This is a genomic window from Haloparvum alkalitolerans, assembly GCF_050122995.1.
Taxonomy (GTDB): Archaea; Halobacteriota; Halobacteria; order Halobacteriales; family Haloferacaceae; genus Haloparvum; species Haloparvum alkalitolerans.
Genome location: NZ_JBNLIA010000011.1, coordinates 108633 through 133213, shown reverse-complemented (window position 1 = coordinate 133213; position 24581 = coordinate 108633). Strand labels below are relative to the sequence as shown.

Genomic DNA, 24581 nt, shown 5'->3' with positions numbered 1-24581 from the left:
ATGATCGCCATCGCAGGCGGGAAGGGCGGCGCCGGCAAGACGACGACCGCGCTCGGGCTGGCGGCGGCACTGCCGGGGACTCCGACCGTCGTCGACGCCGACTGGGATCTCCCGAACCTGCACGCGCTTGCGGGCGTCGACCGCGATCCGACTGCGGCGGCGCTCACGGCGGCCGCGAACGCCGTGCCGCGAGAATTCCCCCTCGCGGTTCCAGGGGGCGATGACGCACCGCCCCCGACCGAGGCGACCCGCTCGGTGCGGGTCGTTCCGGCACCCCGTACCTCGGTCGATCCGGACCCGGCCGCCGTGTTCTCGCGCGCGGACCGCCTCGGCGGCGAGGATCCGGTGCTGCTCGACTGTCCGGCCGGGGCCGCACCGGACGCCGCGGCGCCGCTCCGGATCGCGGACGCGTCGGTACTGGTGACGCCGCTCTCCGCGCCTGCGCTTCGGGATACGGTCAAGACCGCGGCGCTCGCCCGCGCGCTCGATGCGCCGCCGGTCGGGACGGTGCTCGTCCGCGCTCGGAAGCGACTCTCCGGGGTCGCCGACCTCCTCGGCTGTCCGATACTGACCGCCGTTCCGCCGGTTCCAGCGCCCGTTCTCGGTCGGTCGGGTCCGCGGGCGGCGTACGCCGAGGCGGCGACGTCGCTCGACTGACCGACGATCGATCGGCGGCGATCGATCCGTGGCGGTCGCGACCGAGCGGCCGCTCGTGGCGATCGGCCGCTCGCCCGGTTCTCGGCGGTTGTCGGACGGAGGTCTGACACTGGCTCCCGATAGACAATTAACGCTGGAAGTCCTTGTGAGGCCCATGAACAGACTCCCGACCGGGATCTCCGTTCTCGACCGCCGCCTCGGCGGCGGGCTTCCGGCCGGGACCGTCGTGGCCTTCTGTGCGGAGCCGGCGAGCCAGTCCGAGCTGTTCCTCTCGGAGTTGGCCGCCGAGCGCGGAACGCTGTACCTCACCAGCGTCCGGTCCGAGAGCGCGGTCCGCGACGGGTTCAAGCGCACGGGTGCCGACGCGCCGACCGTTCGCGAACTCGAGGGCGCGACGGCGCTCGACCAGGCGAACGGGCTGGTGTCGACGCTGCCCGACGGCGCGAACCTGATCCTCGACCCCGTCGACCCGCTGGAGCGAAGCGAGCCCTCGCGCTACCGGCGGTTCCTCAACGAGCTCCAGACGCACATGGTCAACACCGGCGGCATCGCCTACCTCCACGCCCTGAAGGGCGAGGAGGTGGCGAACAACCGCGACATCACCCAACACGTCGCCGACGTCGTGTTCGACCTCCAGACGGAGGTGACGCCGACCGAGGTGATCAACCGCCTCGCGGTCCCGAAGTTCCGCGGCGGCGGATCGCTGGACGAGCCGATGAAGCTGAACCTCGAGGAGAGCGTCCGGATCGACACCAGCCGGGACATCGCCTGACCGCGGTCAGCCCGCCCCGTCCCCGCTCCCGGCGCCGGTCCCCTACAGCGTCACCGCGTAGCCGAGCGCCGCGAGCGCGACGAGGACGGCCGCGAGCGCCCAGTTCCGCGCGGTGTCGTACCGCAGGTCCGGCAGGCCGGACCGCGTGAACAGGTACAGGAAGTAGACGAAAAGCGGCGCGAGCCTGACAAGGATGCCGGGGTCCGCGAGCCCGCCGAACCGCACCGCGAGCGTCACGGCGACGGTGCCGAGCGCGGCGACGGCGGCGACGAACACGTCCTCGCGGGCGCGGTCGAGTTCCATGCCCGTGGCTACGGCACGTGACCGTTCAAAAGATCTCGGTTCGCGACGGGGTGCGGGCGGACGGCCCCGGCCGCGGGTCGGGGCGCGTCCGGGCGACCGCGGGGTTACTGGGTTACTCCTCGTCGAGCTCCTCGACGAGCTCGTCGGCGTCCACGTCGGCCTCCTCGAGGGCCTCCTCGATGTCGGCGCCGCCGGCGCCGCCGCCCATGCCGCCCATCATGCCGCCGAGACCGCCCATGCCGCCACCGTCGATGACCTCCTCGACGATGACCTTGTCGAGGTCGAGGCGCTGCATGAGGTCCTGCGCGATCTGCTGTTTCGAGAACATCCACTGCTGGTTCATCGTCATCTGCGGCGTGGCCTCGATGTACAGCACCTCGTTTTCGACCTCCTGCGTCTCGGTCTCGGGCTCGCCGTCCTCGTCGTCGGACTCGACGGTGACCTCCTCCTCCTCGGTGACCGTCTCGATGCGGACCTCGGGGGCCTCCTGGAGGTACATGCCGAGCATGCCGGCCGCCTGCTCCTCGCGGTCGTCGACCTCCTCGAGGATCTCGTACTCGTACTCGAGGTCCTCGCCCGCGAGCGGGTGGTTGAAGTCGACGCGGGCGCGGCCGCCGATGATCGTCTCGAGGCGGCCCTGCTCGCCGTCGATCTGGACCTGCGCGCCGGGATAGCGGTCGTCCTCGGGGATCTTGTCGGCCTTGACCGTCTTGACCTCCTCCTCGTCGAACTCGCCGAACGCCTCGGCGGCCGGGATCTCGATCGTGCCGGTGTCGCCGACGGACTGGCCGATAAGCGCCTCCTCCACCGACGGGAAGACGTGGCCCGCGCCGATGGCGATGATGCGGGGCTCGAACTCGTACTCCTCGGTGTCGATCTCCGCCTCCTCGGCGGTCTCCTCGTCGGTCGTGTCGATGACCTGTCCGTCGTCGACCGTGCGGATCGTGTAGGCGATGCGCACGAAGTCGCCGTCCTGCAGGCCGCCGGTCTCTTCTTCCGTCGCTTCCTCGCTCTCGGCCTCTTCGGCGTCGTCGGCCGCGTCGGCCTGCTCTTGGTCGCTCATGGGCTGAACAACAGCCGTTTCACCCTTAAGAAGCACGGTTCCGCGCGGAATGCGTGTGTCTGCCACGCATGACGTGGGGGTCGGGACCGTAACGCGCCGATTGCGGCTTCGACGCGCCGGTTGCGCCGGAACGGGCGCCGAAGTCCCTCCCCGAGACCACTTTCGCCGGACGGCGAACGCTTTTCAATGCTCGACCTCCGCTCCGGACGTGCGCGATCCCGCGACCGACCGCGTGACCGTTCGCGACGCCGCGCCGGCCGACGACCCCCGGATCGCGGCCGTCGCGGAGACCTGTTGGCGAACAGCGTACGCGGACCTCCTCCGCGAGGAGACGATCGACCGCGCACTCGATGCGTGGTACGACGAGGCGGTCCTTCGCGAGCGCGTCGACGGCGAACGGACGTTTCTGGTCGTGGGAGCCGGAGCCGGAGACATCGTCGGCTACGCCAGCGCCGGTCGGGAAGCCGGGGAGGACGGTCGCGGGATCCACCTCGGTTCCATCTACGTCCGTCCGGATCGGTGGGGCGACGGCGTCGGAAGCGCCCTGCTGTCGGCGTTTTTGGAAACGTGTCGTGAGACGGGCTACGACCGCGTGCACGCCATCGCGCTCGCCGAGAACGACCGTGCCTGCGCCTTCTACCGCTCGCGGGGGTTCTCGCTGTACGAGGAACGCGAGAGCGACCTGTTCGGCGAGACGGTGACGGACGCGGAGTACGTGCGGGAGGTTTGAGTCTACTTCGAGGGGTCCGCGCGAGACGGGTCTGTTTCCGTCGTAGCTCCTGCTGATCTGGACAGCATCACCTAGAAAGCCCCAGCCGGCTCTCCCTCATACTGATCTGGAACTGCTGTTGATCCTGCTGATCGGGACAGCAACACCCAGAAAGCCCCAGCCGGCTCTCCCTCATACTGATCTGGAACTGCTGTTGATCCTGCTGATCGGGACAGCAACACCCAGAAAGCCCCAGCCGGCTCGACCCGCCGGGCCTCGCTGCGCGCTCGCGTCTCTCAGCAACGCCCGCCGCGAGTGCTTACTTCGTCCGGGCGGGACCGAGCCGGCTGCCCCTTTCAGTCCCACCCCGCACCGCAACAGCACCGCAACCACACCGCACAGCAGCCTCACGCCTCCCCAGCCTCGGGCTGGACGCGGCCGCGGAACCGCACCGCATCGCGGCCGCGTCCAGCCCTCCCTCGCGCGGTCGCGGCGACACAGGGTCGCCGCGGCGCGCGCCGGCAGCACAGCACCGCATCACCACCACCGCAGCACCGCACCACCACCGCACCACCACCGCACCACCATCGTACCACCACCGTACCACCACCGCCACTACACCGTCCTCCCCCGGACGCTTTTCAGCGATGCCGAGCGATCCCCGCCGTGAGTGCAGTCGGGGATGGGCGCGGACCGTCAGGGCGCTTCGTCGCCGTAGCCGACTCGGCCCGCGTCCGCGAGGGCGCGCTCGGCGGCCGCGTCGACGTCGAACTCCCGGCCGTCGACCAGCTCGCCGTCCCGGATGAGTGGCTCCAGCAGCGGTTCCGCGTCCGCGGGCCCCTCGCGGTCGGCGAGCCCGACGCCGTGGCCGCCGTCGGGCGTGCGGTAGACCTGCTTGACGCCGGAGAGCTTCCCGCGCTTGGAGACCGGCTCGCCGTCGACTTCCACGATGTCGAGCGCGAAGTCGACCGGGTCGGCGTTCGAGACGGTCCCGCCGACGCCGAACCCGTCGGCGACGTCTCGGAGGCGTCGGAGGTCCGCGGGCCCGAGACCGCCGGAGACGTAGAGGTCCACGTCCTCGTGCCCGCGGACGTCGAGCTCCCACGCGACTTCGCGGAGGATGTGTCGGAAGTCGCCGCGTCGGGAGCCGGTGGTGTCGAGTCGGACGCCGTCGAGGCGGTCGCCGAGCGTCTCGACCGCGCGCAGCACCTCGTCCTTCTCGTCCGAGAAGGTGTCACACAGCGCGATCCGGGGGGCCCCTTCCTCGACCGTCTCGTCGAAGGCGGCCCACGCCGCCTCCTGGTTCCCGCGGCCGAAGCAGATCATGAGCGCGTGCGGCATCGTCCCGCCGGCCTCGCGGCCGAGCAGGTCGCCCGCCGCGACGTGCGAGAAGCCGTCGAGGCCCGCGACCAGCGCCGAGCGCTCGACGGCGACGGTCATCGCGGGATGGACGTGTCTGGCGCCGAACGACAGCACCGTCGAGTCGGGCGCGGCGACGCGGCAGTCGAGCGCCGCCGTCGCCATCCCGGAGGCGTGCGAGAGGAAGCCCAGAAGCGAGGTCTCCAGCCGCGCGAACGTCAGGTAGTTCCCGCGGATCCGCAGGACTGGACCGCCGTCGAACAGTCGTCCCTCGGGGATCGCGTCCACGTCAACGTCGTGGCCCGAAAGCAGCGCGGCGGCGTCTTTCACCCCGGCGAGCAGCTCGAAGTCGCCCGTCGGGAACTGGTCGGCGGTCACCTCCGCGACCACCTCCGGGTTCCGCCCCGCCGCCTCCAGCACCGCCTCGGTCCGCTCGAAGTAGGCGTCCGTCGCCCGCCCCGACGCGATGGCGTCGGCGCCGACGATGTCGAACTCGGTCATGCGTCGCGCTTCGCCCGGCGGGCGCAAAAAGCCACCCGGGTCGCGGGCGCCGCCGTTTGTTCGTCGGTCGGCGCCGGTTCGCGGTCGGCGCCGTTCTACGTCCGCCGCGCAACCAGCGTGGCCGCCACGACCGCGATCGCGGCGGCGAGCGCGCCGAACCCGGGCGCGTCGTCGCTGGTCGTCTCGCTACTCGTCGGTTCCGTCGTTCCGTCCCCCTCGCCGTCCGCCGGCGGCTCGTCGGTTCCCGTCTCCGTCGGCTCCGGCTCCGCGAGGTCGATGTCCGGGCGAAGCTCGAAGACCGCGTCGGGGTCGGGTCCGTGAGCGATCGTCACGGTGGTCCCGTCGCGGTCGATGCCGTAGGCGCCGCGGAAGGGGCCGTCGGTGACCTCCCGAACGCCGTTCTCGCGGTGGGTCGCGTCGTGTGCCGCGAGCATCGCGAGGTACGCCTCGTGGAACTGCGCGGCGTCCTCGGCGGACTCCCACTCCGTCACCCAGACGTAGCCGTCCCGCGGCTCCTCGCCCGTGTCGTCGCGGTAGGGGTAGAGCTCGTCGTTGGCCCAGCCGTCGGAGGGCGGGGAGACGTAGCTGTAGTCCTGGTACGGGTGGGAGGTGTCGAACAGCAGGCTCCGGTCGATCGTGTCGGCGTCGTAGCGCTCCTGCTGGTACCAGAACATCGCGAAGATCGACGCCTCGCCGACCGTGTCCGCGCCGTCGACGCCCTGTCCCTCGTACGTCTCCCAGCCGCCCTCGGCGGTGTCCTCGAAGTCGATCGGCGTCGGGGCGACCGGCTCGCGGCGGATCGTCTCCGCTGAGGCGTTGGGCGGCGCGGCCATCAGCTCCGCGACCGCGCTCCATCCCTCCTCGGCCACCAGTTCGTCGACGTACGCCGGCCCGTCGGAGTACGGCTGGAGCAGGACCAACAGGATCCCGAGGTTGGGCTGGCTCGCGCTCCCGTCGCCGCCGTCACCGCTCGACGGCTCGTCGAGGCACGTCCACTCGTCGTCGCACCGCTCCGCGTACCGGGCCTCCAGGTACGCCGCCTCGCCCTCGACGATGCCGTCGATGCCGAGGTCGGCGTCCTGCGTGGCGCCGGCGTATCGGGGGGCGGTGAGGTCGTGGTACTGGTCCTGCATGCCGTGTGCGAGCTCGTGCAGCAGCGTCGCCGGCGAGACCTGCACCTCCTCGCCGTCGGGGACGACGATCACGATACGGTCCTGTGCGGGGGAGTAGAACCCGGCGACCGACCCCGAGAGCGTGGAGTCGATCTCCTCGCCGGAGGAGCCGTCCTCGCCGATTATGAACAGCCCCTTCCACACCTGGTCGTTCCAGCGCTCGTAGGTCGCGTTCGACGAGCCGTTTCCGACCGACTCCGCGTACTCCGTCCGGCTGATCGTCTCGACCGGCACGTCCTCCCGGAAGGTCCGGTTGCGGAGGTGCTCGACGCGGGCCATCTGGAGGTCCGCGAACCGGTCGAGTTCGGTTTCGTTGAAGCCGTCGCTCCGGTCGACGTCGGGGTCCTCGCTGTAGTGAACGCCGTTCCAGCACCCGATCAGGTCGTTGTCGCTCTCGTCCTCGCAGGCGGCCGGGTCGGTGGCCTGTACGCTCCGCGGTGCGTCCTCGAGGCCGGTGCTTGCGGGCGTTTCGGAGGGGGAAAGCGTCCCAGCGCCGTTCGCGCTCGGTCCGGACGCGGCGACCGCGGCCGGCGCGACCAGCGCCGTCACCAACAGGGCGGCGACCAGGGCAGTGAGAACCCGTCGCATACCCCTCCTAACGGCCACCGGGGTAAGTACCTTGGCGAAACCCGCCCTCCGCCGGGTGCGGGCCGCGAACGGTTTTTGTCGGCGGCCGCGGAACCCGCACCCATGGGCTACGACCCGAGCGAGACGGCGGTCGTCGTCGTCGACATGCAGAACGGCTTCTGTCACCCCGACGGGAACCTCTTCGCGCCGCCCAGCGAGTCCGCGATCGGACCGGTAACGGACCTGGTCGATCGGGCGCGCGCGGCCGGCGCACGCGTCGTCTACACGCGCGACGTGCATCCCCCCGAGCAGTTCGACGGGAACCACTACTACGACGAGTTCGACCGCTGGGGCGAACACGTCGTCGAGGGGACGTGGGGCGCGGAACTGCACGACGACCTCGACGTGCGGGAGTCGGACCTGGTGGTCGAGAAACACACCTACGACGCGTTCCACGAGACCCAGCTGGCGGGGTGGCTCGACGCCCACGGCGTGAACGACCTGCTGATCTGCGGCACGCTCGCGAACGTTTGCGTGCTCCACACCGCGGGCAGCGCGGGGCTGCGCGACTACCGCCCGGTGCTGGTGACGGACGCGCTTGGCTACATCGAGCCGGACCACAAGGCGTACGCGGTCGACCACGCCGACTGGCTGTTCGGCGAGACGACCGCGCTCGCGGACGTGGCGTTCGACTGAGGAGTGGCGCCACCTCCCGGCTACCCCCCGAAGCCGGCCCGGACCCAACAGCATATACGCGCCGAGCGGCAACCGGTGACGCAACGATGGCCGGGCGCACGCACGTCCTCAGAGCCGACCTCTCGGCGGGCACCGTCGAGCGCGAACGCGTGCCCGAAGAGTGGCACCGCCGGTTCCTCGGCGGGAAGGGGCTCGGCGCGCGCTACCTCTACGAGGAGCTCGATGCGGGCGCGGCGCCGCTCGGCTCCGAGAATCTGCTCGCCTTCTGCGTCGGTCCGCTCTCCGGGGCGCTGCCCGGCGAACCGCGCTACGCAGCGGTGACGAAGTCGCCGCTGACGGGGCTGTTCCTCGACTCCTACGCCGGCGGGGAGTTCGCGGCCCGACTGGCCGGCTCGCTCGACGACTGCCTCGCGCTGCTGGTGACCGGGGAGAGCGACGAGCCGGTCCGGATCGAGATCGAGGGCGGCGAGGCCGACATTCGGCCGGCCGAGACGTGGGGGGAAGACACGGTCGCGACCGCGGAGGCACACCCCGACGCGGCGGTCGCGTGCGTCGGCCCCGCGGGCGAGCGCGGGGTCGCGTACGCGACGATCGCCTCCGACGCCGGCGACCACCACGCCGGTCGCGGCGGCGCGGGGGCCGTGATGGGCGCCAAGGGGCTGAAGGCGGTGTTGGCGCTGGACGGTCCGCCGGAACCGCCCGAGCCGCTCGCCGCCCTCCGCGACGAGTACGGCGAGCGCTTCGCCGACGAGGAGACGGGGCGCTGGCAGGCGGCCGGCGAGACGCTCGAATCGGTCGACTTCGCCAACGAGGTGGGCGCGCTCGCCACGGAGGGGTGGCAGAAGGGCCGCTTCGCGGGAACGGAGGACGTGGGGATCGAGGCCGCCAAGGACGCCGCCGTCGGTCGCGAGAACCCCGACGACGCGGTCCCCGGCGGCTTCCGGGTCGAGACCGACGCGGGGGAGACGGTCCCGCGCGGCGCCGCGCCGATGACGCTCGGCGCGGGCCTCGGCGTCGACGACTTCGACGCGGTGGCGGCGCTGGGCGAACTGTGCGACCGCCTCGGCGTCGACGTGATCTCCGCGGGCAACGCGGTGGCGTGGGCCGCGCGCGCGGCCGAGTCCGGCGCCGTCGAAGCGGACCTCTCTTTCGGCGATCCGGACGCCGCGCGGGCGCTGATCGAGGCGATCGCGACCGGCGCGGACGGCCCCTGTGAGGCGGGCGTCGCAGCGGCGCTCGCACAGGGGGTCGACGCCGCAGCCGCGCGGTTCGGCGCCGACGACATCCCGACGGTGAAGTCGATGGAACTGCCGGCGTACGACCCGCGAGCGGCCGCGGGAATGGCGCTGGCGTACGCCACCAGCGACCGCGGCGGGTGCCACCGTCGCGCCCGACCCATCGAGGAGGAGGTGTTCGACGCGTGGGACCGCGAGGACCGCGTCTCGGCCGTGATCACCGCACAGGACACCCGGTCGCTTTTGTGGAGCCTCGTCGCGGACGACTTCGCCGGCGAGACGATGTGGCGCGACTGCGGCGCGCCGTTCCTCGCCGCGCTGGCCGACCACACCGGGATCGACTACCCGACCGACCCGACCGCGATCCGGCGGACGGGCGAGCGGATCTGGACGCTGGTCCGGCTGTTCAACGTCCGAGAGGGCGCCGACCGCGACGACGACGCGCTGCCGGACGCCCTGCGCGAGCCCATCGCGGACGGTCCCGCGGCCGGGAGCCGGATCGATCCGGAGGGGTTCGCGGCCCTGCTCGACGCCTACTACGCGGCCCGCGGCTGGGGCGCCGACGGGGTTCCGACCGCCGAGACGCTCGACCGCCTCGAACTGGCCGGCGTCCGCGACGCGGAGACCCCGACCGCGAGCCGCGACCCGCCGACGCCGTCGGCGGGCGAGGAGGAAGACGGACGCCCGCCGGCTGACGCGACCGCACCGACGAACGACGCCGACGACCCGGACACGCCATGACAGACACCGACCGCATCGACCTCGACGAGTTGACCGACGACGCGACCGACGACGAGCCCGACGCCCGGCGGGGCGACTGGTTCTGGCAGGGCGAGGGCGACCCCGACGCGGAGCCGGACGCGCCGGAGCGCGACCCCGCCGAGTCCGGCGTCTCGCGGCTGATGGAACAGGAAGCGGAAGCCGAGCAGTCCCCGGCGACGGACCCCGACGCGGACGGTGACGACCCGGATACTGACGACCCGGGCGCTGCTGGTGACGATGCCGACCCGGACGCTGCTGGTGACGACGCCGATTCGGGCGCTACTGATGACGCCGACGAGGCGGCCGCGATCCCCCGCGTCCCCAGGGAGAACGCCGACAAGCCGGTCGGCGTCCCCTCGGGCGTCGGCGGTGCGGGCGCCGGCGCCGGTCCCGGCTCCGCGATGTCGACGGACGAGGCCACGGAGGCGACCGAGAGCACCGAATCCGGCGACGGGAGCGCGCCCGCGGACGGCCCGAACCACGAGGCGGGAACGAACGCCGCCCGGAAGGCGGTCGCGGCCGGCGCGGCCGAGGCGAAGGGTCCCCACGGCGGCGGCGCCGACGACATGACCATGGCGCTGTCGTTCCGCGCGATGTCGCAGCTGTCGGACCCGCAGCTCACCGTCGCGAAGGCCCGCGAGTGGGCCGACTGGGTCGGCATCGTCGGCGAGGTGGAGGCGCCCGTGATCAACAAGTTCCAGCGCGAACACCGCGTGGACGCCGACTTCTTCAACGGCACCGGGACCGGGCCGGCCGAGCGGCTGGCGAACGTCGGCGAGACCTCCATGTTCTACGCGAAGCGGATGGTACTGGTCGGCACCGAGGCGGACCGCTGGATCGCCGAGGAGGCCGGCTGGGAGTTCGTGCCGTTCGAGACGGCCGCGGAGAAGGCCGGCTGGGACCACGAGACGTAGCCCCGCCCGGTCGCTCGCTCGTTCGGGCCGCCGCGGCGGGACCCCCGCCAACCAAACTGTTTAGACGGTGCTGTCCCATGTGGTTCACGTCATGTCGATGCGAACCGCCTACGAGCAGAACAAGTTCGTCCTCGTCGGGGCCCTGCTGTTCGCCGGCTGGACGGCTTTGACGCTGCTCAACGTCGCCAACAGCATGGGGTCGATCTCGACCAGCAACTGGGTCGGACAGCACGGCATCGGCGGCATCGTGGGTATCGCCGCCCTGCTCGTCATCCTGGCGTTCACGCTCACCGCCTACGGCACGCTCGCGGAGCCCGAGCCCGCGCCGGCGGAGTGGCCCCCCGAGTCCGAGTAATCGTGCGGGTCGAACTCACCGACCGGTTCCACGAGGCCGCGGCCCAGTGGGCCGACGAGCGCGTGATGACCGAGGCGGCCGCGCTGGAGTCGAAGGCCGAGCAGGCGGTCCTCGAGATCGAGCACCTCGTCACGGGCGCCCACGAGGTGGAGTTCGAGATCGAGGACGGCGTCCTCGTCTACGAGCCGAGCGACGACCTCGCGGCGTTCCTCGAGGAGCAGGCCGAGACCGCCGGGATCGAGCCCGAGACGGTGCTTGCGCTCCACGTCGACCTGTTCGCGGGGGCGTTCCTCTCCGAGGACTCCACCGGCCCCGACGACCCGGGCGTCACCGCCGACTTCGACCCCAACCCGAACCCCGGCGGACGCTGACGGCGACGTTTTTGCGGCAGCACTTCTGTGGCGGCTTTTTTGCGGCAGCATTTCTGTGGCGACGTTTCTGTAGCGGCGGCTCGCACCCACTCTTACGTCAGCACTTGACTGCGGGCCCACCGCGAGCGTGACGCCGCAGGAAAGAATTATACCCTCGAACGTGGACAGTGTAGGTATGCGCAACCACACCGACTGGCGCCCGCGTCCCGCCATCGAGGAGATCGAGGGGTTCGAGACGTGGACCCACACCGCGCCCCACGAGATCAACGAGGGGGACGTGGAGGGCGACCTCGACCTTTCCGACCTGATCGACGACGACGCGGACGACGAGTAGCGCCCGACCGGTTTTCCACTCGCTGCGGCCGTTTCTGACACCTCCCGCGACCGCCGATGCGGTTACGGACCGTCGCTCGCCTCGAGCGACGCGCTTCCCGCTCGACGGCGAGCACGCCATCAGTCGTCGAACCCGATCCGGTCGCCGATGTCGTCGATGTGCTCGGCGATGTCGTCGCCGACGGACTCGCCGGGGAGGATGTCGCCCAGTCCGGCGCCGAACGCGGCCGCGGCCCAGACGACGCTGATCCGCGCGACCGCCTCGAAGCGCGTCGGTCCCGCCTCGAACAGCCGCCCCCACAGCACCATCAACAGCACCGTCGCGATCAGGGAGACGACGAGCACGCCCACGAGCCGACGGGGGACCACGCCGAGGATCGGGTTGTTGATCTGCACCTGCCGGAAGTCGGCGCCGTACAACAGGCCGACGGTCATCGCGACGACGAAGACGGCGTTGCCGAGGAACATCACGGGCACCGGGCCGACCCGGACGCTCGCGAACCACGCCGCGATCTCGAAGACGCCCCCCTCCACGAGCAGCGGGAGCGCGAACAGCACCGCACCGACGAACGCCTCCGCCATGTCGCGGGTGGTGTACTTGCTGATACGCTCCGTGAACGCGGCGCTGCCGGGCATCCGCTCGACCAGCGAGATGGTCTGTCGGACCTTCCGGCGCTCGTCCGGGTCGTCGACGACATCCTCCAGCGCGTCGAGTTTCGCCAGCAGGTCGTCGACGTCCGGGTTCTCGGGACCGTGGTCACCGCTCGCGGACGTCGGATCGCTTCCCCCGTCCCCGCCCGCCGACGGTCGGTCGTCGCTCATGCCTGCCCCGTCGGTAGGTCGCGATAAATAGCTGGCTCCGCTACTCGTCCCGCCGCGCTGCCGCAACGCCGACCGCGGCGCCGACGAGGTGGCCGTACGCGGCCGCGACGCCCTCCAGCCCGCGGACCGCGGAGAGGTCCGCCGCCACCTGCACGCCGACGACCGCGACGAGCACGGCGCCGGCCCCCGCCGCCGCGATCCGGTGCCGGTCGGTCCCCGACGCAGCGGCGGGCGACAGCAGGTCCCGCGACCGGACCGCGACGTACCCGACGAACGCGAACCCCGCCGCGCTCGCACCCGCAGCCCCGCCCGCCAGCGGCCCGAGGTTGTACAGCACCACCGACCCCCCGATCGCGAGGTACGACGCGGCCCCAAACAGCACGAGGAACGTCCGCCGCCCCGCAAGCGAGACCACCAGCCCGCCGAACAGCGCCGTCAGCGCCGCGTTGGTCGCGGCGTGACCGGGGCTCGCGTGCGCGAACGGCGCGAGCAGCCACCCCGGCGAGGGGTCGGCGGTCGCGAGGAACCAGAAGACGTGCGCCTCACCCCCGACGCGAACCACCGTCGTTAGCTGCGCGAGGTAGACGACGCCGTACAGCGCCGCGACCGCGACCGGCAGCAGGAAGTCGCTCGGGATTATGGTCCAGTTCCTCGGTGGGTCGTCGGTCACGATGGTGAGGTGGGGTGCCGACGAGAAAAGCCCTCGCCGTAGTAGCGCCGCTACGCGGATGGACTGCTGTAGAAATTGAGTGGGACCGCTGAGAGTCGAACTCAGGTCCTACCGACCCCATCGGCAGAGGATACCACTACCCCACGGTCCCGAACTACACCCGAAGCAACGAGAGTCCCGTAATTAAGAACTTCGCTTCGCGCGCCCCGTGTCTCACGGTGTCGTCCGGCAGTGTCGGGCCGTAGTCGCCCGGTTCAGTCCTCGTTCGCGTCCCGCGGGACGACGAGGTCGCCGTCGTCGCGGACCGCGAGGCTCGCCACCGCGTCACCCTCGTAGGCGGCCAGTCCCTCGGCGCGGCCGAGGACGTAGCCGTCGCGGTCGACGGTCGCCTCGGCGCGCGGCTCCCCAGTGGGGGAGACCACGTCGGCGACCGTATCGCCTGCTTCGACCGCGTCCCCGGCCGCGACGCGGTGACGGAGCAGGCCCGCGGTCTCGGTGCGCGGGCCGCGGAAGCGCCGGACGGGGAAGTCGACGGGCGCGTCGGGGATCCCCTCGCCGGGCGCCGGGAGGTCGTCGGGTACGTCCGCGGCGTCCAGCAGGCCGAACTCGGCCGCGACGGCGTACACACCCGCGACGCCCGCGGCGCGGGTGTCCTCCTCGACGACGCTGTGGGCGCCCAGCTCGACGGTGATCGCGGGCACGCCGCCGGTGTTGAGCGCCGCGCCGGCGGTCGAGCGCTGGAGGCGCTGGTCGAGGTACTCCTCGGCGGGATATTCGGTCAGGACCGGGAATCCGAAGGCGTCCGCGAGGCGGTCGAGGTCGGCGGCGAGCGCCTCGGCCTCCGCCTCGGTCCGGCGCTCGCCGTAGAGGACGCGGTCGCGGATGGTGAACGGCACCGAGCCGACGCCCGCGGTGTGGAGGTCGATCAGCGCATCCGCGGCGACTTTGGGACTGGCGTCGACCGCGAGGTCGTCGCCGGTCTCCGTTCCTTCGTCGTCGTTCTCCGCCTCTCCGTCGTCCCCGCCCGGCGCGGGCTCGCCGACGATGGCCTCGTAGAGCCGGCGGTCGATCCGCTCTTGGACCTCCGGCGGTCGGCTCGCGTCCCGCTCCGCGTCGGGGAAGTGTCTGTTCGGGTCGTCGTCGCCGTAGTAGGTGTGGCGGGCGTTGCGCCGGAGGCCGGCCGGGGAGACGACCGGCACGCAGACGACCGCGCCCGCGAGCCGCTCGGGCAGGTCCTCACGCATCGCGTCCTGCGCGACCGCGACGCCGGTCGCCTCGTCACCGTGGACGCCGCCGGTGAGCCACAGCGTCGGGCCGTCGTCGACGCCGTTCGCGATCAGGATCGGGAGACGCTCTGCGCCGCCGGTCGGGAGGTCCGTCACGTCGAGCCAGCCGCGGGCGAGTTCGCCCGGGGCCGCCTCCGCCGTTCCGAGGTGCATGTGCGCCGGTATCGCGGCCGGGACAAAAGCGTCAGCCTCGCGGTGCGGGACGGGGGGTTCCGCGGGGGAGCCGACCGCGGACCCGGAACGGCGCGCCTACAGCAGGACGCGTTCGAGGTCGACGACCGTCCCCGAGTCCGCGTCGGGGTCGCCGACCAGCCGACCGAGACAGACCGCGCTCCCGTTCGGCGCGAAGCAGGCGACGAGCGGGGCGTCGTCGGCGCTCGCGGTGAGGTCGTCGGGCGCGTCCAGCACGCCGGGGGCGTACACCGGCGCGCCGTGTGCCACCTCGCGGGCCGCGGAGGCGGCGATCTCCACGCGCGGCAGGTGCGTCAGCGCGTCCTCCGCGGGGCGAACGACCTCGCGGAGGAAGTCGGCGTCGCCCTCGCGGGCCCACGCCAGCGCGTCCGTCAGGTCCTGGAGGGTGTGAAGGTCGCGGTCGTCGAAGGGGTCCGTGGCGGTCCGGCGGAGGTGGCCCATGTGCGCGCCGGTCCCGGCCGCCAGTCCGAGGTCGTGGCAGAGTTTGCGGACGTAGGTACCCGACTCACAGCGGATCCGGATCAGCGCCTGCCGCTCCGCGACCTCGAGCACGTTGAGGTCGTGGATCGTCCGAGTGCGGAGCCGGCGGGTCACCGCGCTCTTGCGGGGCGGCTTCTGGTAGATCTCGCCCTCGAACTCCGCGGCGACCGAGCGCAGGTCCGCGGGGGCCGGCTTGTGCAGTTCCAGCACGGAGACGTACTCCTTGGTCCCCTCCAGAAACACCTGGGCGGCGCGGGTCGCGGTCCCCGTGAGGGTGGGCAGACAGCCCGTCACCTTCGGGTCGAGCGTCCCCGAGTGCGCGACGCCGTCGATCCGGGGACCCTCGGGGTCCAGGTCCGCGAGCGCCTCGTTGATCAGGCGCTTGACCCACGCGGAGACCTGGTGGGAGGAGGGGCCGGCGGGCTTGTCGAGGTTGACGACGCCGAAGCGCAACAGCGCGGCCGGCGAGCGCTCCGCGGGCGCGGCGCGGAGTGGATCGCCGTCGGCGCCGCCGGTCGCGGGAGTGGCGTCGACGTCGTCGGTGTCTGTGTCCGTCACGGTGGGTTGTGGGGAGTGGGGCGGCTGGGGTTAAAAGTCGTACTCGACGCCCTCGACGGGGTGTTTCCCCTCGTCGTGGGTGGGGTCGTACGCCTCGACGGTCGCCACGAGCGCGTCGAGGAACCGCTCCGGCCCCCAGCGCGCGGTGTTGTAGACGCAGTCGTAGATGGAGAGGTCCTCGATGGGGATGTTGTAGTACTCCAGGTAGCGCTTCGCCTCCGAGGCCTCCCGGCGCTGCGTTTCCTCGAGGGCCTGCTCGACGGTTTTGCCCTCGCGCTCCGCGATGCGCTCGGCGCGCACCTGCACCGGGGCGTCGAACCAGATCCGGAGGTCGGCGTGGTCGCCCGCGAGCCAGCCGGCGAGCCGCGACTCCAGCACCACGTCGTCGCGCTCCGTCGCGACCTCGTACAGGCGGCGGTCGAGGTCGCGGTCGATCTGGGGGTCGTCCTCGGCGTGCTCGTTGAACTCGACCGGCGTCATGTCGTGCTCGGCGGCCATCTCGCGGAAGATGTCGCCGCCGCTCACGTGGTCGAGGCCGAGCGCGTCCGCGAGCCCCTTCGCGTTCGTGCTCTTCCCGCTCCCCGGCGGGCCGGAGACTGTCAACAACATATCCTCACTCCGCGTGTCCGACTCAAAACGGTTGCCGTTCACGGGCCGGGTGCGAGGCCGTGACGTGGCGGTTTCGGCGACCGCGGGGCGACCTCGCCCCGCGACCACCGCGTTTTTCTCGGCCGACCGCGAACGGTCGCCAGTGTCCGACCCCGTCACCACCGGCTGCGATCCCGTCGACGACCTGCTCGGCGGCGGCTTCGAGCCCGGCGTCGTCACCCAGTTGTACGGCCCGCCGGCGGCCGGCAAGACGAACCTCGCGCTCGCGGCGGCGGTGGAGGTCGCGGCCGGCGGCGGGCGCGTTCTCTACATCGACACCGAGGGGCTCTCCATCGACCGCTTCAGGCAGATGGTCGAACACCGATGCGAGGAACCGGTCGAGGAGGTCGCCTCGCGGCTGATCATCACCGAGGCGTACGACTTCGAGGACCAGGCCGAGGCGGTCCGCGACGCCGCGGAGTTCGCGGAGGAGGTCGACCTGATCGTGCTCGACTCCGCGACAGGCTTCTACCGCATCGAACGCGCTGGCGACGCGCACGGCGGCGACTCGCTCCGACAGGTGGCCAAACAGGTGACGCACCTGCTGTCGCTGGCGCGCCGCCACGACCTCGCGGTCGTCCTCACCAACCAGGTGTTCTCGGACCCGGACTCGGACCGCACGCGGCCGCTCGGCGGCAACACGCTCGAACACTGGACGGGCGCGATCCTCCGCATCGACCGGTTCCGCGGCGGCAATCGCCGCGCCACGCTCGAGAAACACCGCTCGAAGGCGGCCGGCGACAAGGCCGCGTTCCGGATCACGGACGCGGGCGTCGAAGGGACCGACGAGTTCTCCGCCTGAGGCGCGGTCGAGCGAGCCGACCGGAACCGCAGTTCAAAAAAGCCGTATCGCGCGTGCCGAGCGCGCCGCGCCGTGCAGTCGATCCGTCGCTACAGCTCGCCCAGCTTGCGGAGCAGCTGGCCGCGGTACTGCTCGTCGGCGTTGATCCCCTTCAGCTCGAGGACGTTGCGCTCCAGTTTGTCGAGCGCGACGTGGAACGCGTGCTCGGCGCCGTACCCCTCACCGGTGCCGGCGACCTGGCCCTCGCTGGTGCGGAGCCGGATCTGACACTGGATCAGGGGCGTGCCGCGGAGTTTCTCCTTGTGCTGGTGGAGGCGGACGTGCGCGTGGAACACCTGCATCGCGCCGTACTTGTCGGCGACCTGCTCGATGGCGTCGACGACGTGCTCGCGGGAGATGTTGTCGAGCAGGTTGATGTTCGTGATCTGGACGTCCATCGACTGCTCCTCCGTGAACGTGAGCGAGCGGAGGATGTCCGTCTTGGTGATGACGCCCGAGACGGTCTCCTCGGAGGCGGTCGGCGTGACGACGAGCCCCGAGACGTCGTTGTCGAACATGCGCTCCAGCGCCGCCTTCGTCGTCTCGCCGGGCTGGGCGGTGAGGACCGGGCTCGACATCACGTCGTAGACCGGGAGGTCGAGCATCCGGTCGATGTCTCCCGCGCGGTCGCCGCTGCCCTGCCGCTCCTGGTCGCGGACGACGAAGTCGACGATGTCGTTGGTGGTGACGACGCCGGTCAGCTGGTCGTCCTCGTCGACGACGGGGAGCCGCGAGACGCTGTGTTTGCGGAGGCGGTTGATCGCCTGTCCGACGTGCTCCTTCTCGCCGATGGTGACCACGTCGTCGGTGTACACCTGCTCGACGGTGTTGGCGTCGAAGCTGTCGATGACGGCCGCCAGGATCCCGTCCACGGTGACGATGCCGAACAGCTTCTCCCCCTCGTAGACGGGCGCGGCCTTGACGTTCCCCTCCAGCAGGAGCCGCGCCGCCTCGCGGATGTCCTCGTGGCGGTCGATCTCCGGCGCGGGGGTCATCACCGCCGACACCTTCGTGTCGTCCTCCATCCGGGACCGCATCAGCTGCTTTTCCCCGACGACGCCGGCGTACTCGCCGCCCTCGGTCACGATGATCCCCTTCGGGTTCTCGCGCTCGAAGATGGAGCGGACCTTGGCCAACCGCTCGTCGGCCTCGACCTCGACGTACTCCGGCACTGCGATATCGGCAATGTTCATGGTCCAATCGGGACCTACGCCGGGACAGGTATTGAAAGTGGGGGCATTCGGAGTCGCTCCGCGGACCGCCCTCGACACGGCGAGGGCCGACTCACGCTCGCGCCGCGGGGCCGGCCTACTCCGCGGTCGACCGCGCGATGTAGACGTCGTAGGTGTCGTCCGCGGCGACGGTCGGGCCCACGTCCGCGACCGAGGAGACGATGTGGCCGGCGTTCTCGCTGCCGATGAACACGACCGAGGCACCCGCCTCCTCGGCGCGTTCGCGGATCGCGGTGGCGATCCGGCCGCTCTGGGCGTGTTTGCCCACGACCTCGTGGTCGAACGCCGCGTTCGGCGCGATCGACGTGACCGACTCGCGGAGCCGCTCCAAGATCCGGTCGCGGTCGTACGCCTCGTCCTCGTCGAGCCACCGGTCGCGGGCGTACGCCTCGTTGTTCTTCGGGATCACCGCGAACGCCAGCACCGGCTCCCCCGTCGCCGCTCCCAGCGTCGCGGCGCGCCGCAGCGCCATCCGGGAGAGCTCCCCACCGTCGAACGGCACGAAGTGCGTCATGGGGAACACGTCGCTCGCGGGCGTCAAAAGGGCTTGTGACGGTGGTCGGGAGGAAGAACTATCGACGAACGGCGGCGGCGCTCTCCGGTGTTGAGTCGACGAGAAATGGGTTGGGGCGGATTTGAACCGCCGGCCTCCTCCATGTCAAGGAGGTGTCATAACCAGACTAGACCACCAACCCGCTCGGGGGCTTCCTTGACGCGTTTCGACGTACCCGGCCAGTATAAATGAACCTTTCGAATCGCCGGCCCGGATCGGCGTTCCGTCACCCACTTATACGCCCGACGATCCGCCGTCGGCGGGGGTTCGCGGTCGGTCGCGGTCGGTCGCCGCCGGCCGCGGACGCGCCGCGTGCTCCCGCCGTGACGCGTCCGCACCGTGCCGGGGCCGGCGAGAAAGGCCGACGCTGTCGCGGGATTCTCGGTTCGATTTGTAGATGAATACCGATACTTTAAGGCTCCTTAGTCTGATTCGCTCTCCCATGGGTGTAAGCGACACACAACCGTCGGCGATCGAGCGGTTCGGTCTCCGGATGGCGACGATCGTGGAGAACGTGATGCCGAGCCCGTTCCTGTTCGCGATCATCCTCTCGTACCTGGTGTTCCTCGCGGGGATCCTCGTCGAGGGGAACGGACCGGTCGAGATGGTCGGCTTCTGGTACGACGGCTTCTGGGCGTTCCTGACGTTCGCGATGCAGATGACGCTCATCCTGATGACCGGCTTCGTCATCGCGTACCACCCGCGGGTGAACGACCTGATCGTGAAGCTCGCGTCCGTCCCCAACTCGGGGAAGGGAGCGGCCGCGCTCGTCGGCGCGTTCGCGATGGCGATCGCGTGGCTCCACTGGGGGCTGAGCCTCATCCTCGGGGCCATCTTCGCCCGCGAGATGGGGAAGGCCGCCCACGAGCGCGGCATCGACGTCCACTACCCGATCCTCTGTGTCGCCGGCTACATGGGCCTCGGGCTGACGTGGCACTGGGGACTGTCCGGCTCCGCGCCGCTGCAGATCAACACGCCCGGGAACGCCTTCATCGAGCAGGGTATCCTCGACGGCGTCGTCGGCACGTCGATGACCATCTTCTCGCCGTACGCGCTCCTTCTGACGGTCACCTCGACCCTGTTCGGGGCGGCGATGCTCTACCTGCTCGCGCCGACGGGCGACCGCGCGCGCGGGATCGCCCACTACGTCGACGAGAGCGAGCTGTTCGACGCGGCCGCGGACGGCGGTTCGGACGCCGCGCCCGCCGAACCCGACGAGCAGGTCAGCGACATCGTCGAGAGCGACACGATCGCGGACCGGCTCAACAACAGCCGGATCCTCGGCGGCATCATCGGACTGACGGGCGTGCTGATGGTCGTCAGCCAGCTGCTCGCCGGCGGACTCGACGCGTGGACGCTGAACCTGGTCAACTTCATGTTCCTGTTCGGCGGCCTGCTGATCTACCTGCGGCCCCAGCACTACCGGGAGAAGTTCGGCGAGGCGGCGGGCGCCGCCGCGGGGATCATCCTGCTGTTCCCCTTCTTCGCCGGCATCCAGGGGATGATGAACGCCTCCGGCCTCTCGCAGACGCTCGCGGACGCGCTGTTCGCGGTCTCGACGCCCCAGACGTTCCCGATCGTCGCGTGGATCACGGGGAGCGTGGTCAACGTGTTCGTCCCCTCCGGCGGCGGCGAGTGGATCGTCCTCGGCCCCTCGGTGATCGAGGCGGCGAACAACCTCGGCGTTCCGGTCGGGAAGGCGACGATCGCGTACGCGGTCGGCGACGCCCACACCAACCTGCTGAACCCCTTCTGGGCGCTGCCGCTGCTGGCGATCACCGGCGTGAAGGCCCGCGAGATGTTCGGCTACGCCATCGCCATGCTGCTGCTGCTCGTGCCGTTCCTCGCGGTCGCGCTCACCGTCATCCCGTACTGAGCGCGACGGCGGACCCCGGACGCCCGGCCCGCGCGCCGGATCCCCGGTTCTTCAAGTTCGCCGACGGTCACCCTCGGGTATGGTCGACCTCTCCGCGCGCGCAGCGCGCCTCGACGCGTACCTCGACGACCGGGACCTCGACGTCGTCTGGTTCGCGCGACCGAACGGCTTCGCGTGGCTCACCGGCGGCTCGAACGTCGTCGACGGCGACGCCGACGTCGGCGTGGCCGCGGCGGGCTACGACGGCTCGTTCCGCGTCGTGACCGACAACATCGAGGCGGACCGGCTCCGGGACGAGGAACTCCCGGACGCGTTCGCGGTCGAGGAGCGCCCCTGGCACGAGGGGTCGCTGGCCGAGGCGGTCGCCGCGCGTTCGCCCGAGGCCGCGGCCGCGGACTTCGACGTGCCGGGGTTCGATGCCGTCGACGCCGGCCGGCTCCGACAGCCCCTCACCGAGGGGGACGCGGAGCGGTACCGCGAGCTGGGTCGGGAGGCCGCGGCGGCGCTGGAGACAGTCTGTCGCCAGCTGGAGCCGACCGACCCCGAGTACGAGGTCGCGGCCGGCCTCGAGATCGCGCTCGCCTCGCGCGGCGTGAACACCCCGGTCGTGCTCGTGGGCGGGAGCGAGCGCGCGCGGTCGTACCGCCACTACACGCCCACCGACGCCGAGCTCGGCGACTACGCGCTCGTGTCGGTCACCGCCGAGCGCGACGGGCTCTACGCGTCGCTCACCCGCTGTGTGGTCTTCGACGCCCCCGACTGGCTCAAGGGGCGCCACTACGCCGCGAGCCGGGTCGAGGTCACCGCGCTGGCCGCGACGCAGGCGGCCGCGCGCGGCGACCTCACGGACGGCCCCGAACCGGATACCGCCGGCGACGTGTTCGCGGTCGTCCAGGACGCCTACGAGGCGGTCGGCTTCGAGGGCGAGTGGCGCCACCACCACCAGGGCGGCGCGGCGGGCTTCGCGGGCCGGGAGTGGATCGCGACCCCGGACGCCGACGACCCCGTGACGGCGCCGATGGGCTACGCCTGGAACCCGACCGTCCAGGGCGCGAAAAGCGAGGATACCCACCTCGTCACCGACGACCGCGTCGAGAACCTCACTAAGACCGGTCGGTGGCCGACGATCGCGGTCGACGCGGTCGACCTCGACGGCGTCCCCGACCTGACGCTGGAGCGGCACGCGCCCGTCGTGCTGTCCGGCGACGACGAGGTCGACGACGCGGACGAGGCGTCCGGGGACGATACGGGACCCGCGTCCGGAGACGGCACGGAACCGGCGTCCGGGACCGGAGAGTAGTTCGACGCGCGTCGAACGAGAGGCTCGACGCCATCGGATACCTTTTTGGTTCGGTCGGGGGAAGCGACGGTATGGGACTGGACGACGACGCGCGGGAGTACCACCGCGAGGACCCCCCCGGAAAGATCGAGATCGCGACGACGAAGCCGACGAACACCCAGCGCGACCTGAGCCTGGCCTACTCGCCGGGCGTGGCCGCGCCGTGTCTGGACATCGACGAGGACCCCGAGAAGGCGTTCGAGTACACCGCGAAGGGGAACCTCGTCGGCGTGGTCTCCAACGGCTCCGCGGTGCTGGGGCTCGGCGACATCGGCGCGCAGGCGAGCAAGCCGGTGATGGAGGGGAAGGGCGTCCTGTTCAAGCGGTTCGCCGACATCGACGTGTTCGACGTCGAGCTGGACATCGCCGAGGTCGACCCCTTCGTGGAGGCGGTCGCCGCGATGGAGCCGACGTTCGGCGGGATCAACCTGGAGGACATCAAGGCCCCCGAGTGCTTCGAGATCGAGCGCCAGCTCCGCGAGCGGATGGACATCCCCGTCTTCCACGACGACCAGCACGGCACCGCGATCATCTCCGGCGCGGCGCTGCTGAACGCCGCCGACATCATCGATAAGGACCTCTCGGACCTCGAGATCGTCTTCTCGGGCGCGGGGGCGTCCGCGATCGCGACCGCGAAGTTCTACGTCTCGCTCGGCGCCGAGAAGGAGAACATCACCATGTGCGACTCCTCGGGGATCATCACGCAGGAGCGCGCGGACGCGGGCGACGTGAACGAGTACAAGCGGGAGTTCGCGCGCGACGTGTCGGGCGGCGACCTCGCGGCCGCGATGGAGGACGCGGACGTGTTCGTCGGCCTCTCGGTCGGCGGCATCGTCTCGCAGGAGATGGTGCAGTCGATGGCCGACGACCCCATCCTCTTCGCGATGGCGAACCCGGACCCGGAGATCACCTACGAGGACGCGAAGGCGGCCCGCGACGACACCGTCATCATGGCGACGGGGCGCTCCGACTACCCGAACATGGTGAACAACGTGCTCGGGTTCCCGTTCCTGTTCCGCGGCGCGCTCGACGTGCGCGCGACGGAGATCAACGAGGAGATGAAACGCGCCGCCGCGGAGGCGCTCGCGGACCTCGCGCGACAGGACGTGCCGGACGCGGTCGTGAAGGCGTACGGCGACGACCCCCTCCAGTTCGGCCCCGACTACGTCATCCCGAAGCCGCTCGACCCCCGCGTCCTCTTCGAGGTCGCGCCCGCGGTCGCGCAGGCGGCGATGGACTCCGGCGCGGCCCGGACCGCGGTCGACCCCGAGGAGTACCGCGAGCGCCTCGAGGCGCGGCTCGGCAAGTCCCGCGAGATGATGCGCGTCGTGCTCAACAAGGCGAAAAGCGAGCCGAAGCGCATCGCGCTCGCGGAGGGGACCGACGAGAAGATGATCCGCGCGGCCTACCAGCTCTCCGAGCAGGGCATCGCGGAGCCGGTGCTGCTCGGCGACGGCGACAGCATCCGCCGGACCGCGGACGAGCTCGGGCTCTCGTTCGAGCCGGAGATCGTCGACCCCGACGCCCACGAACTGGAGCCGTACGCCGACCGCCTCTACGAGCTCCGGAAGCGCAACGGGATCACCCGCCGCGAGGCCGGCGAGCTGGTCCGCCGCGACACCAACTACCTCGGCAGCGTGATGGTGGAGATGGACGACACCGACGCGATGTTGACCGGGCTCACCCACCACTACCCCTCGGCGCTCCGGCCGCCGCTGCAGGTCGTCGGCTCCGCCGAGGACGCCGATCACGTCGCCGGCGTCTACATGCTGACGTTCAAGAACCGGGTGATCTTCTGTGCCGACACGACGGTCAACCAGGCGCCCGACGACGAGGTGCTCGCGGAGGTCACCAAACACACCGCTGACCTGGCCCGGCGGTTCAACGTCGAGCCGCGGGCGGCCCTCCTCTCCTACTCCAACTTCGGCAGCGTCGACAACGAGGGCACGCGCAAGCCCCGCGAGGCGGTCGCCCGGCTCCACGACGACCCCGAGGTGGACTTCCCGGTCGACGGGGAGATGCAGGCCGACACCGCGGTCGTCGAGGACATCCTCGAGGGGACCTACGGGTTCTCGGACCTCGAGGAGCCCGCGAACGTCCTGATCTTCCCGAACCTCGAGGCGGGCAACATCGGCTACAAGCTCCTCCAGCGCCTCGGCGGCGCGGAGGCCATCGGCCCGATGCTGGTCGGCATGGACAAGCCGGTCCACGTCCTCCAGCGCGGCGACGAGGTGAAGGACATCGTCAACCTCGCGGGCGTCGCGGTCGTCGACGCGCAGGACTGACGACCCCGCACCGCCCCACGCCGCGGTCCC

At 71.2% G+C, this 24581-nt stretch carries 24 protein-coding genes and 1 tRNA gene; 13 read left to right on the top strand and 12 right to left on the bottom strand.

What is annotated here, in order from left to right:
* Both ACQE3L_RS10950 and ACQE3L_RS10945 read left to right on the top strand, forming a co-directional pair.
* Positions 1 to 657, top strand: a complete 657-nt coding sequence (locus ACQE3L_RS10950; RefSeq protein WP_426963824.1) for a MinD/ParA family ATP-binding protein — start codon at positions 1 to 3, stop codon at positions 655 to 657.
* Between the two features lie 154 nt (positions 658 to 811).
* On the top strand, positions 812 to 1429 hold the full coding sequence (locus tag ACQE3L_RS10945; RefSeq protein ID WP_426963823.1) for an RAD55 family ATPase: 618 nt from the start codon (positions 812 to 814) through the stop codon (positions 1427 to 1429).
* A 42-nt stretch (positions 1430 to 1471) separates the two neighbouring features.
* Here ACQE3L_RS10945 and ACQE3L_RS10940 read toward each other — a convergent pair whose 3' ends face one another.
* Both ACQE3L_RS10940 and ACQE3L_RS10935 read right to left on the bottom strand, forming a co-directional pair.
* Positions 1472 to 1732, bottom strand: a complete 261-nt coding sequence (locus tag ACQE3L_RS10940) for a DUF8049 family protein (RefSeq protein WP_426963821.1) — start codon at positions 1730 to 1732, stop codon at positions 1472 to 1474.
* A 112-nt stretch (positions 1733 to 1844) separates the two neighbouring features.
* Positions 1845 to 2795 carry an FKBP-type peptidyl-prolyl cis-trans isomerase gene (locus tag ACQE3L_RS10935; RefSeq protein WP_426963819.1) on the bottom strand — a complete coding sequence of 317 codons (951 nt, stop codon included), beginning with the start codon at positions 2793 to 2795 and terminating at the stop codon, positions 1845 to 1847.
* A gap of 208 nt (positions 2796 to 3003) precedes the next feature.
* On the opposite strand from ACQE3L_RS10935, the gene ACQE3L_RS10930 reads away from it, so the two are divergent.
* On the top strand, positions 3004 to 3525 hold the full coding sequence (locus ACQE3L_RS10930) for a GNAT family N-acetyltransferase (protein WP_426963818.1): 522 nt from the start codon (positions 3004 to 3006) through the stop codon (positions 3523 to 3525).
* A 675-nt stretch (positions 3526 to 4200) separates the two neighbouring features.
* Here ACQE3L_RS10930 and ACQE3L_RS10925 read toward each other — a convergent pair.
* Both ACQE3L_RS10925 and ACQE3L_RS10920 read right to left on the bottom strand, forming a co-directional pair.
* Positions 4201 to 5364 carry a nicotinate phosphoribosyltransferase gene (locus tag ACQE3L_RS10925; RefSeq protein ID WP_426963817.1) on the bottom strand — a complete coding sequence of 388 codons (1164 nt, stop codon included), beginning with the start codon at positions 5362 to 5364 and terminating at the stop codon, positions 4201 to 4203.
* A 95-nt stretch (positions 5365 to 5459) separates the two neighbouring features.
* The gene (locus ACQE3L_RS10920; protein ID WP_426963816.1) at positions 5460 to 7124 is read right to left on the bottom strand and encodes an Hvo_1808 family surface protein; all 1665 of its coding nucleotides are present in this window, start codon (positions 7122 to 7124) and stop codon (positions 5460 to 5462) included.
* A 102-nt stretch (positions 7125 to 7226) separates the two neighbouring features.
* On the opposite strand from ACQE3L_RS10920, the gene ACQE3L_RS10915 reads away from it, so the two are divergent.
* The 6 genes from ACQE3L_RS10915 (at position 7227) to ACQE3L_RS10890 (ending at position 11770) form a co-directional block, all read left to right on the top strand.
* Positions 7227 to 7799, top strand: coding sequence for a cysteine hydrolase family protein (locus ACQE3L_RS10915; protein ID WP_426963814.1), 573 nt, complete (start codon positions 7227 to 7229; stop codon positions 7797 to 7799).
* A gap of 86 nt (positions 7800 to 7885) precedes the next feature.
* Positions 7886 to 9775: an aldehyde ferredoxin oxidoreductase family protein gene (locus tag ACQE3L_RS10910; RefSeq protein WP_426963812.1), complete on the top strand. Its 1890-nt coding sequence runs from the start codon at positions 7886 to 7888 to the stop codon at positions 9773 to 9775.
* A complete protein-coding gene (locus ACQE3L_RS10905; protein ID WP_426963811.1) occupies positions 9772 to 10710 on the top strand; it encodes a DUF7124 domain-containing protein in 939 nt (312 codons plus the stop codon). The genes ACQE3L_RS10910 and ACQE3L_RS10905 overlap by 4 nt, the downstream gene beginning before the upstream one ends.
* Positions 10711 to 10801: 91 nt before the next feature.
* Positions 10802 to 11065, top strand: coding sequence for a hypothetical protein (locus ACQE3L_RS10900; protein ID WP_426963810.1), 264 nt, complete (start codon positions 10802 to 10804; stop codon positions 11063 to 11065).
* A 2-nt stretch (positions 11066 to 11067) separates the two neighbouring features.
* Positions 11068 to 11436, top strand: a complete 369-nt coding sequence (locus ACQE3L_RS10895) for a hypothetical protein (RefSeq protein WP_218055074.1) — start codon at positions 11068 to 11070, stop codon at positions 11434 to 11436.
* Positions 11437 to 11611: 175 nt separating this feature from the next.
* Positions 11612 to 11770: a hypothetical protein gene (locus ACQE3L_RS10890; RefSeq protein ID WP_176696668.1), complete on the top strand. Its 159-nt coding sequence runs from the start codon at positions 11612 to 11614 to the stop codon at positions 11768 to 11770.
* A gap of 119 nt (positions 11771 to 11889) precedes the next feature.
* Here ACQE3L_RS10890 and ACQE3L_RS10885 read toward each other — a convergent pair whose 3' ends face one another.
* The 5 genes from ACQE3L_RS10885 to cmk all read right to left on the bottom strand — a co-directional run bounded on the left by ACQE3L_RS10885 (position 11890) and on the right by cmk (position 16386).
* Positions 11890 to 12591 (bottom strand): DUF2391 domain-containing protein, encoded by a 702-nt coding sequence (locus ACQE3L_RS10885; protein WP_426963809.1) that lies wholly within the window; start codon positions 12589 to 12591, stop codon positions 11890 to 11892.
* A 40-nt stretch (positions 12592 to 12631) separates the two neighbouring features.
* Positions 12632 to 13261 (bottom strand): rhomboid family intramembrane serine protease, encoded by a 630-nt coding sequence (locus tag ACQE3L_RS10880; RefSeq protein WP_426963808.1) that lies wholly within the window; start codon positions 13259 to 13261, stop codon positions 12632 to 12634.
* Positions 13262 to 13515: 254 nt separating this feature from the next.
* A complete protein-coding gene (locus ACQE3L_RS10875) occupies positions 13516 to 14700 on the bottom strand; it encodes a succinylglutamate desuccinylase/aspartoacylase family protein (protein WP_426963807.1) in 1185 nt (394 codons plus the stop codon).
* A gap of 96 nt (positions 14701 to 14796) precedes the next feature.
* On the bottom strand, positions 14797 to 15777 hold the full coding sequence (locus ACQE3L_RS10870) for an RNA-guided pseudouridylation complex pseudouridine synthase subunit Cbf5 (protein WP_426963806.1): 981 nt from the start codon (positions 15775 to 15777) through the stop codon (positions 14797 to 14799).
* 30 nt (positions 15778 to 15807) lie between these two features.
* Positions 15808 to 16386, bottom strand: coding sequence for a (d)CMP kinase (cmk, locus tag ACQE3L_RS10865; RefSeq protein WP_426963805.1), 579 nt, complete (start codon positions 16384 to 16386; stop codon positions 15808 to 15810).
* A gap of 142 nt (positions 16387 to 16528) precedes the next feature.
* Between cmk and radB the strand changes: the two genes are divergently transcribed.
* Positions 16529 to 17227, top strand: coding sequence for a DNA repair and recombination protein RadB (radB, locus tag ACQE3L_RS10860; protein WP_426963804.1), 699 nt, complete (start codon positions 16529 to 16531; stop codon positions 17225 to 17227).
* A gap of 89 nt (positions 17228 to 17316) precedes the next feature.
* Here the strand turns inward: radB and ACQE3L_RS10855 are convergent, their stop codons facing one another.
* The 3 genes from ACQE3L_RS10855 to ACQE3L_RS10845 form a co-directional block, all read right to left on the bottom strand.
* Positions 17317 to 18459, bottom strand: coding sequence for a CBS domain-containing protein (locus ACQE3L_RS10855; RefSeq protein ID WP_426963803.1), 1143 nt, complete (start codon positions 18457 to 18459; stop codon positions 17317 to 17319).
* A gap of 115 nt (positions 18460 to 18574) precedes the next feature.
* Complete coding sequence (locus tag ACQE3L_RS10850) at positions 18575 to 19012, bottom strand: universal stress protein (protein WP_426963802.1); 438 nt, start codon at positions 19010 to 19012, stop codon at positions 18575 to 18577.
* Between the two features lie 106 nt (positions 19013 to 19118).
* A tRNA-Val gene (locus tag ACQE3L_RS10845) sits at positions 19119 to 19193 on the bottom strand.
* 300 nt (positions 19194 to 19493) lie between these two features.
* Between ACQE3L_RS10845 and ACQE3L_RS10840 the strand changes: the two genes are divergently transcribed.
* The 3 genes from ACQE3L_RS10840 (at position 19494) to ACQE3L_RS10830 (ending at position 24551) form a co-directional block, all read left to right on the top strand.
* Positions 19494 to 20927, top strand: a complete 1434-nt coding sequence (locus ACQE3L_RS10840; RefSeq protein WP_426963801.1) for a short-chain fatty acid transporter — start codon at positions 19494 to 19496, stop codon at positions 20925 to 20927.
* A 79-nt stretch (positions 20928 to 21006) separates the two neighbouring features.
* Positions 21007 to 22227 (top strand): M24 family metallopeptidase, encoded by a 1221-nt coding sequence (locus ACQE3L_RS10835; protein WP_426963799.1) that lies wholly within the window; start codon positions 21007 to 21009, stop codon positions 22225 to 22227.
* 71 nt (positions 22228 to 22298) lie between these two features.
* On the top strand, positions 22299 to 24551 hold the full coding sequence (locus ACQE3L_RS10830; protein WP_426963798.1) for an NADP-dependent malic enzyme: 2253 nt from the start codon (positions 22299 to 22301) through the stop codon (positions 24549 to 24551).
* Positions 24552 to 24581 lie beyond the last annotated feature (30 nt).

Bases quoted from the DNA above. Each gene is read 5' to 3' on its own strand.
- ACQE3L_RS10950 (WP_426963824.1), top strand. From the start codon at position 1: ATGATCGCCATCGCAGGCGGGAAGGGCGGCGCCGGCAAGACGACGACC.
- ACQE3L_RS10945 (WP_426963823.1), top strand. From the start codon at position 812: ATGAACAGACTCCCGACCGGGATCTCCGTTCTCGACCGCCGCCTCGGC.
- ACQE3L_RS10940 (WP_426963821.1), bottom strand. From the start codon at position 1,732: ATGGAACTCGACCGCGCCCGCGAGGACGTGTTCGTCGCCGCCGTCGCC.
- ACQE3L_RS10935 (WP_426963819.1), bottom strand. From the start codon at position 2,795: ATGAGCGACCAAGAGCAGGCCGACGCGGCCGACGACGCCGAAGAGGCC.
- ACQE3L_RS10925 (WP_426963817.1), bottom strand. From the start codon at position 5,364: ATGACCGAGTTCGACATCGTCGGCGCCGACGCCATCGCGTCGGGGCGG.
- ACQE3L_RS10920 (WP_426963816.1), bottom strand. From the start codon at position 7,124: ATGCGACGGGTTCTCACTGCCCTGGTCGCCGCCCTGTTGGTGACGGCG.
- ACQE3L_RS10915 (WP_426963814.1), top strand. From the start codon at position 7,227: ATGGGCTACGACCCGAGCGAGACGGCGGTCGTCGTCGTCGACATGCAG.
- ACQE3L_RS10910 (WP_426963812.1), top strand. From the start codon at position 7,886: ATGGCCGGGCGCACGCACGTCCTCAGAGCCGACCTCTCGGCGGGCACC.
- ACQE3L_RS10905 (WP_426963811.1), top strand. From the start codon at position 9,772: ATGACAGACACCGACCGCATCGACCTCGACGAGTTGACCGACGACGCG.
- ACQE3L_RS10900 (WP_426963810.1), top strand. From the start codon at position 10,802: ATGTCGATGCGAACCGCCTACGAGCAGAACAAGTTCGTCCTCGTCGGG.
- ACQE3L_RS10890 (WP_176696668.1), top strand. From the start codon at position 11,612: ATGCGCAACCACACCGACTGGCGCCCGCGTCCCGCCATCGAGGAGATC.
- ACQE3L_RS10885 (WP_426963809.1), bottom strand. From the start codon at position 12,591: ATGAGCGACGACCGACCGTCGGCGGGCGGGGACGGGGGAAGCGATCCG.
- ACQE3L_RS10875 (WP_426963807.1), bottom strand. From the start codon at position 14,700: ATGCACCTCGGAACGGCGGAGGCGGCCCCGGGCGAACTCGCCCGCGGC.
- cmk (WP_426963805.1), bottom strand. From the start codon at position 16,386: ATGTTGTTGACAGTCTCCGGCCCGCCGGGGAGCGGGAAGAGCACGAAC.
- ACQE3L_RS10855 (WP_426963803.1), bottom strand. From the start codon at position 18,459: ATGAACATTGCCGATATCGCAGTGCCGGAGTACGTCGAGGTCGAGGCC.
- ACQE3L_RS10850 (WP_426963802.1), bottom strand. From the start codon at position 19,012: ATGACGCACTTCGTGCCGTTCGACGGTGGGGAGCTCTCCCGGATGGCG.
- ACQE3L_RS10840 (WP_426963801.1), top strand. From the start codon at position 19,494: ATGGGTGTAAGCGACACACAACCGTCGGCGATCGAGCGGTTCGGTCTC.
- ACQE3L_RS10835 (WP_426963799.1), top strand. From the start codon at position 21,007: ATGGTCGACCTCTCCGCGCGCGCAGCGCGCCTCGACGCGTACCTCGAC.
- ACQE3L_RS10830 (WP_426963798.1), top strand. From the start codon at position 22,299: ATGGGACTGGACGACGACGCGCGGGAGTACCACCGCGAGGACCCCCCC.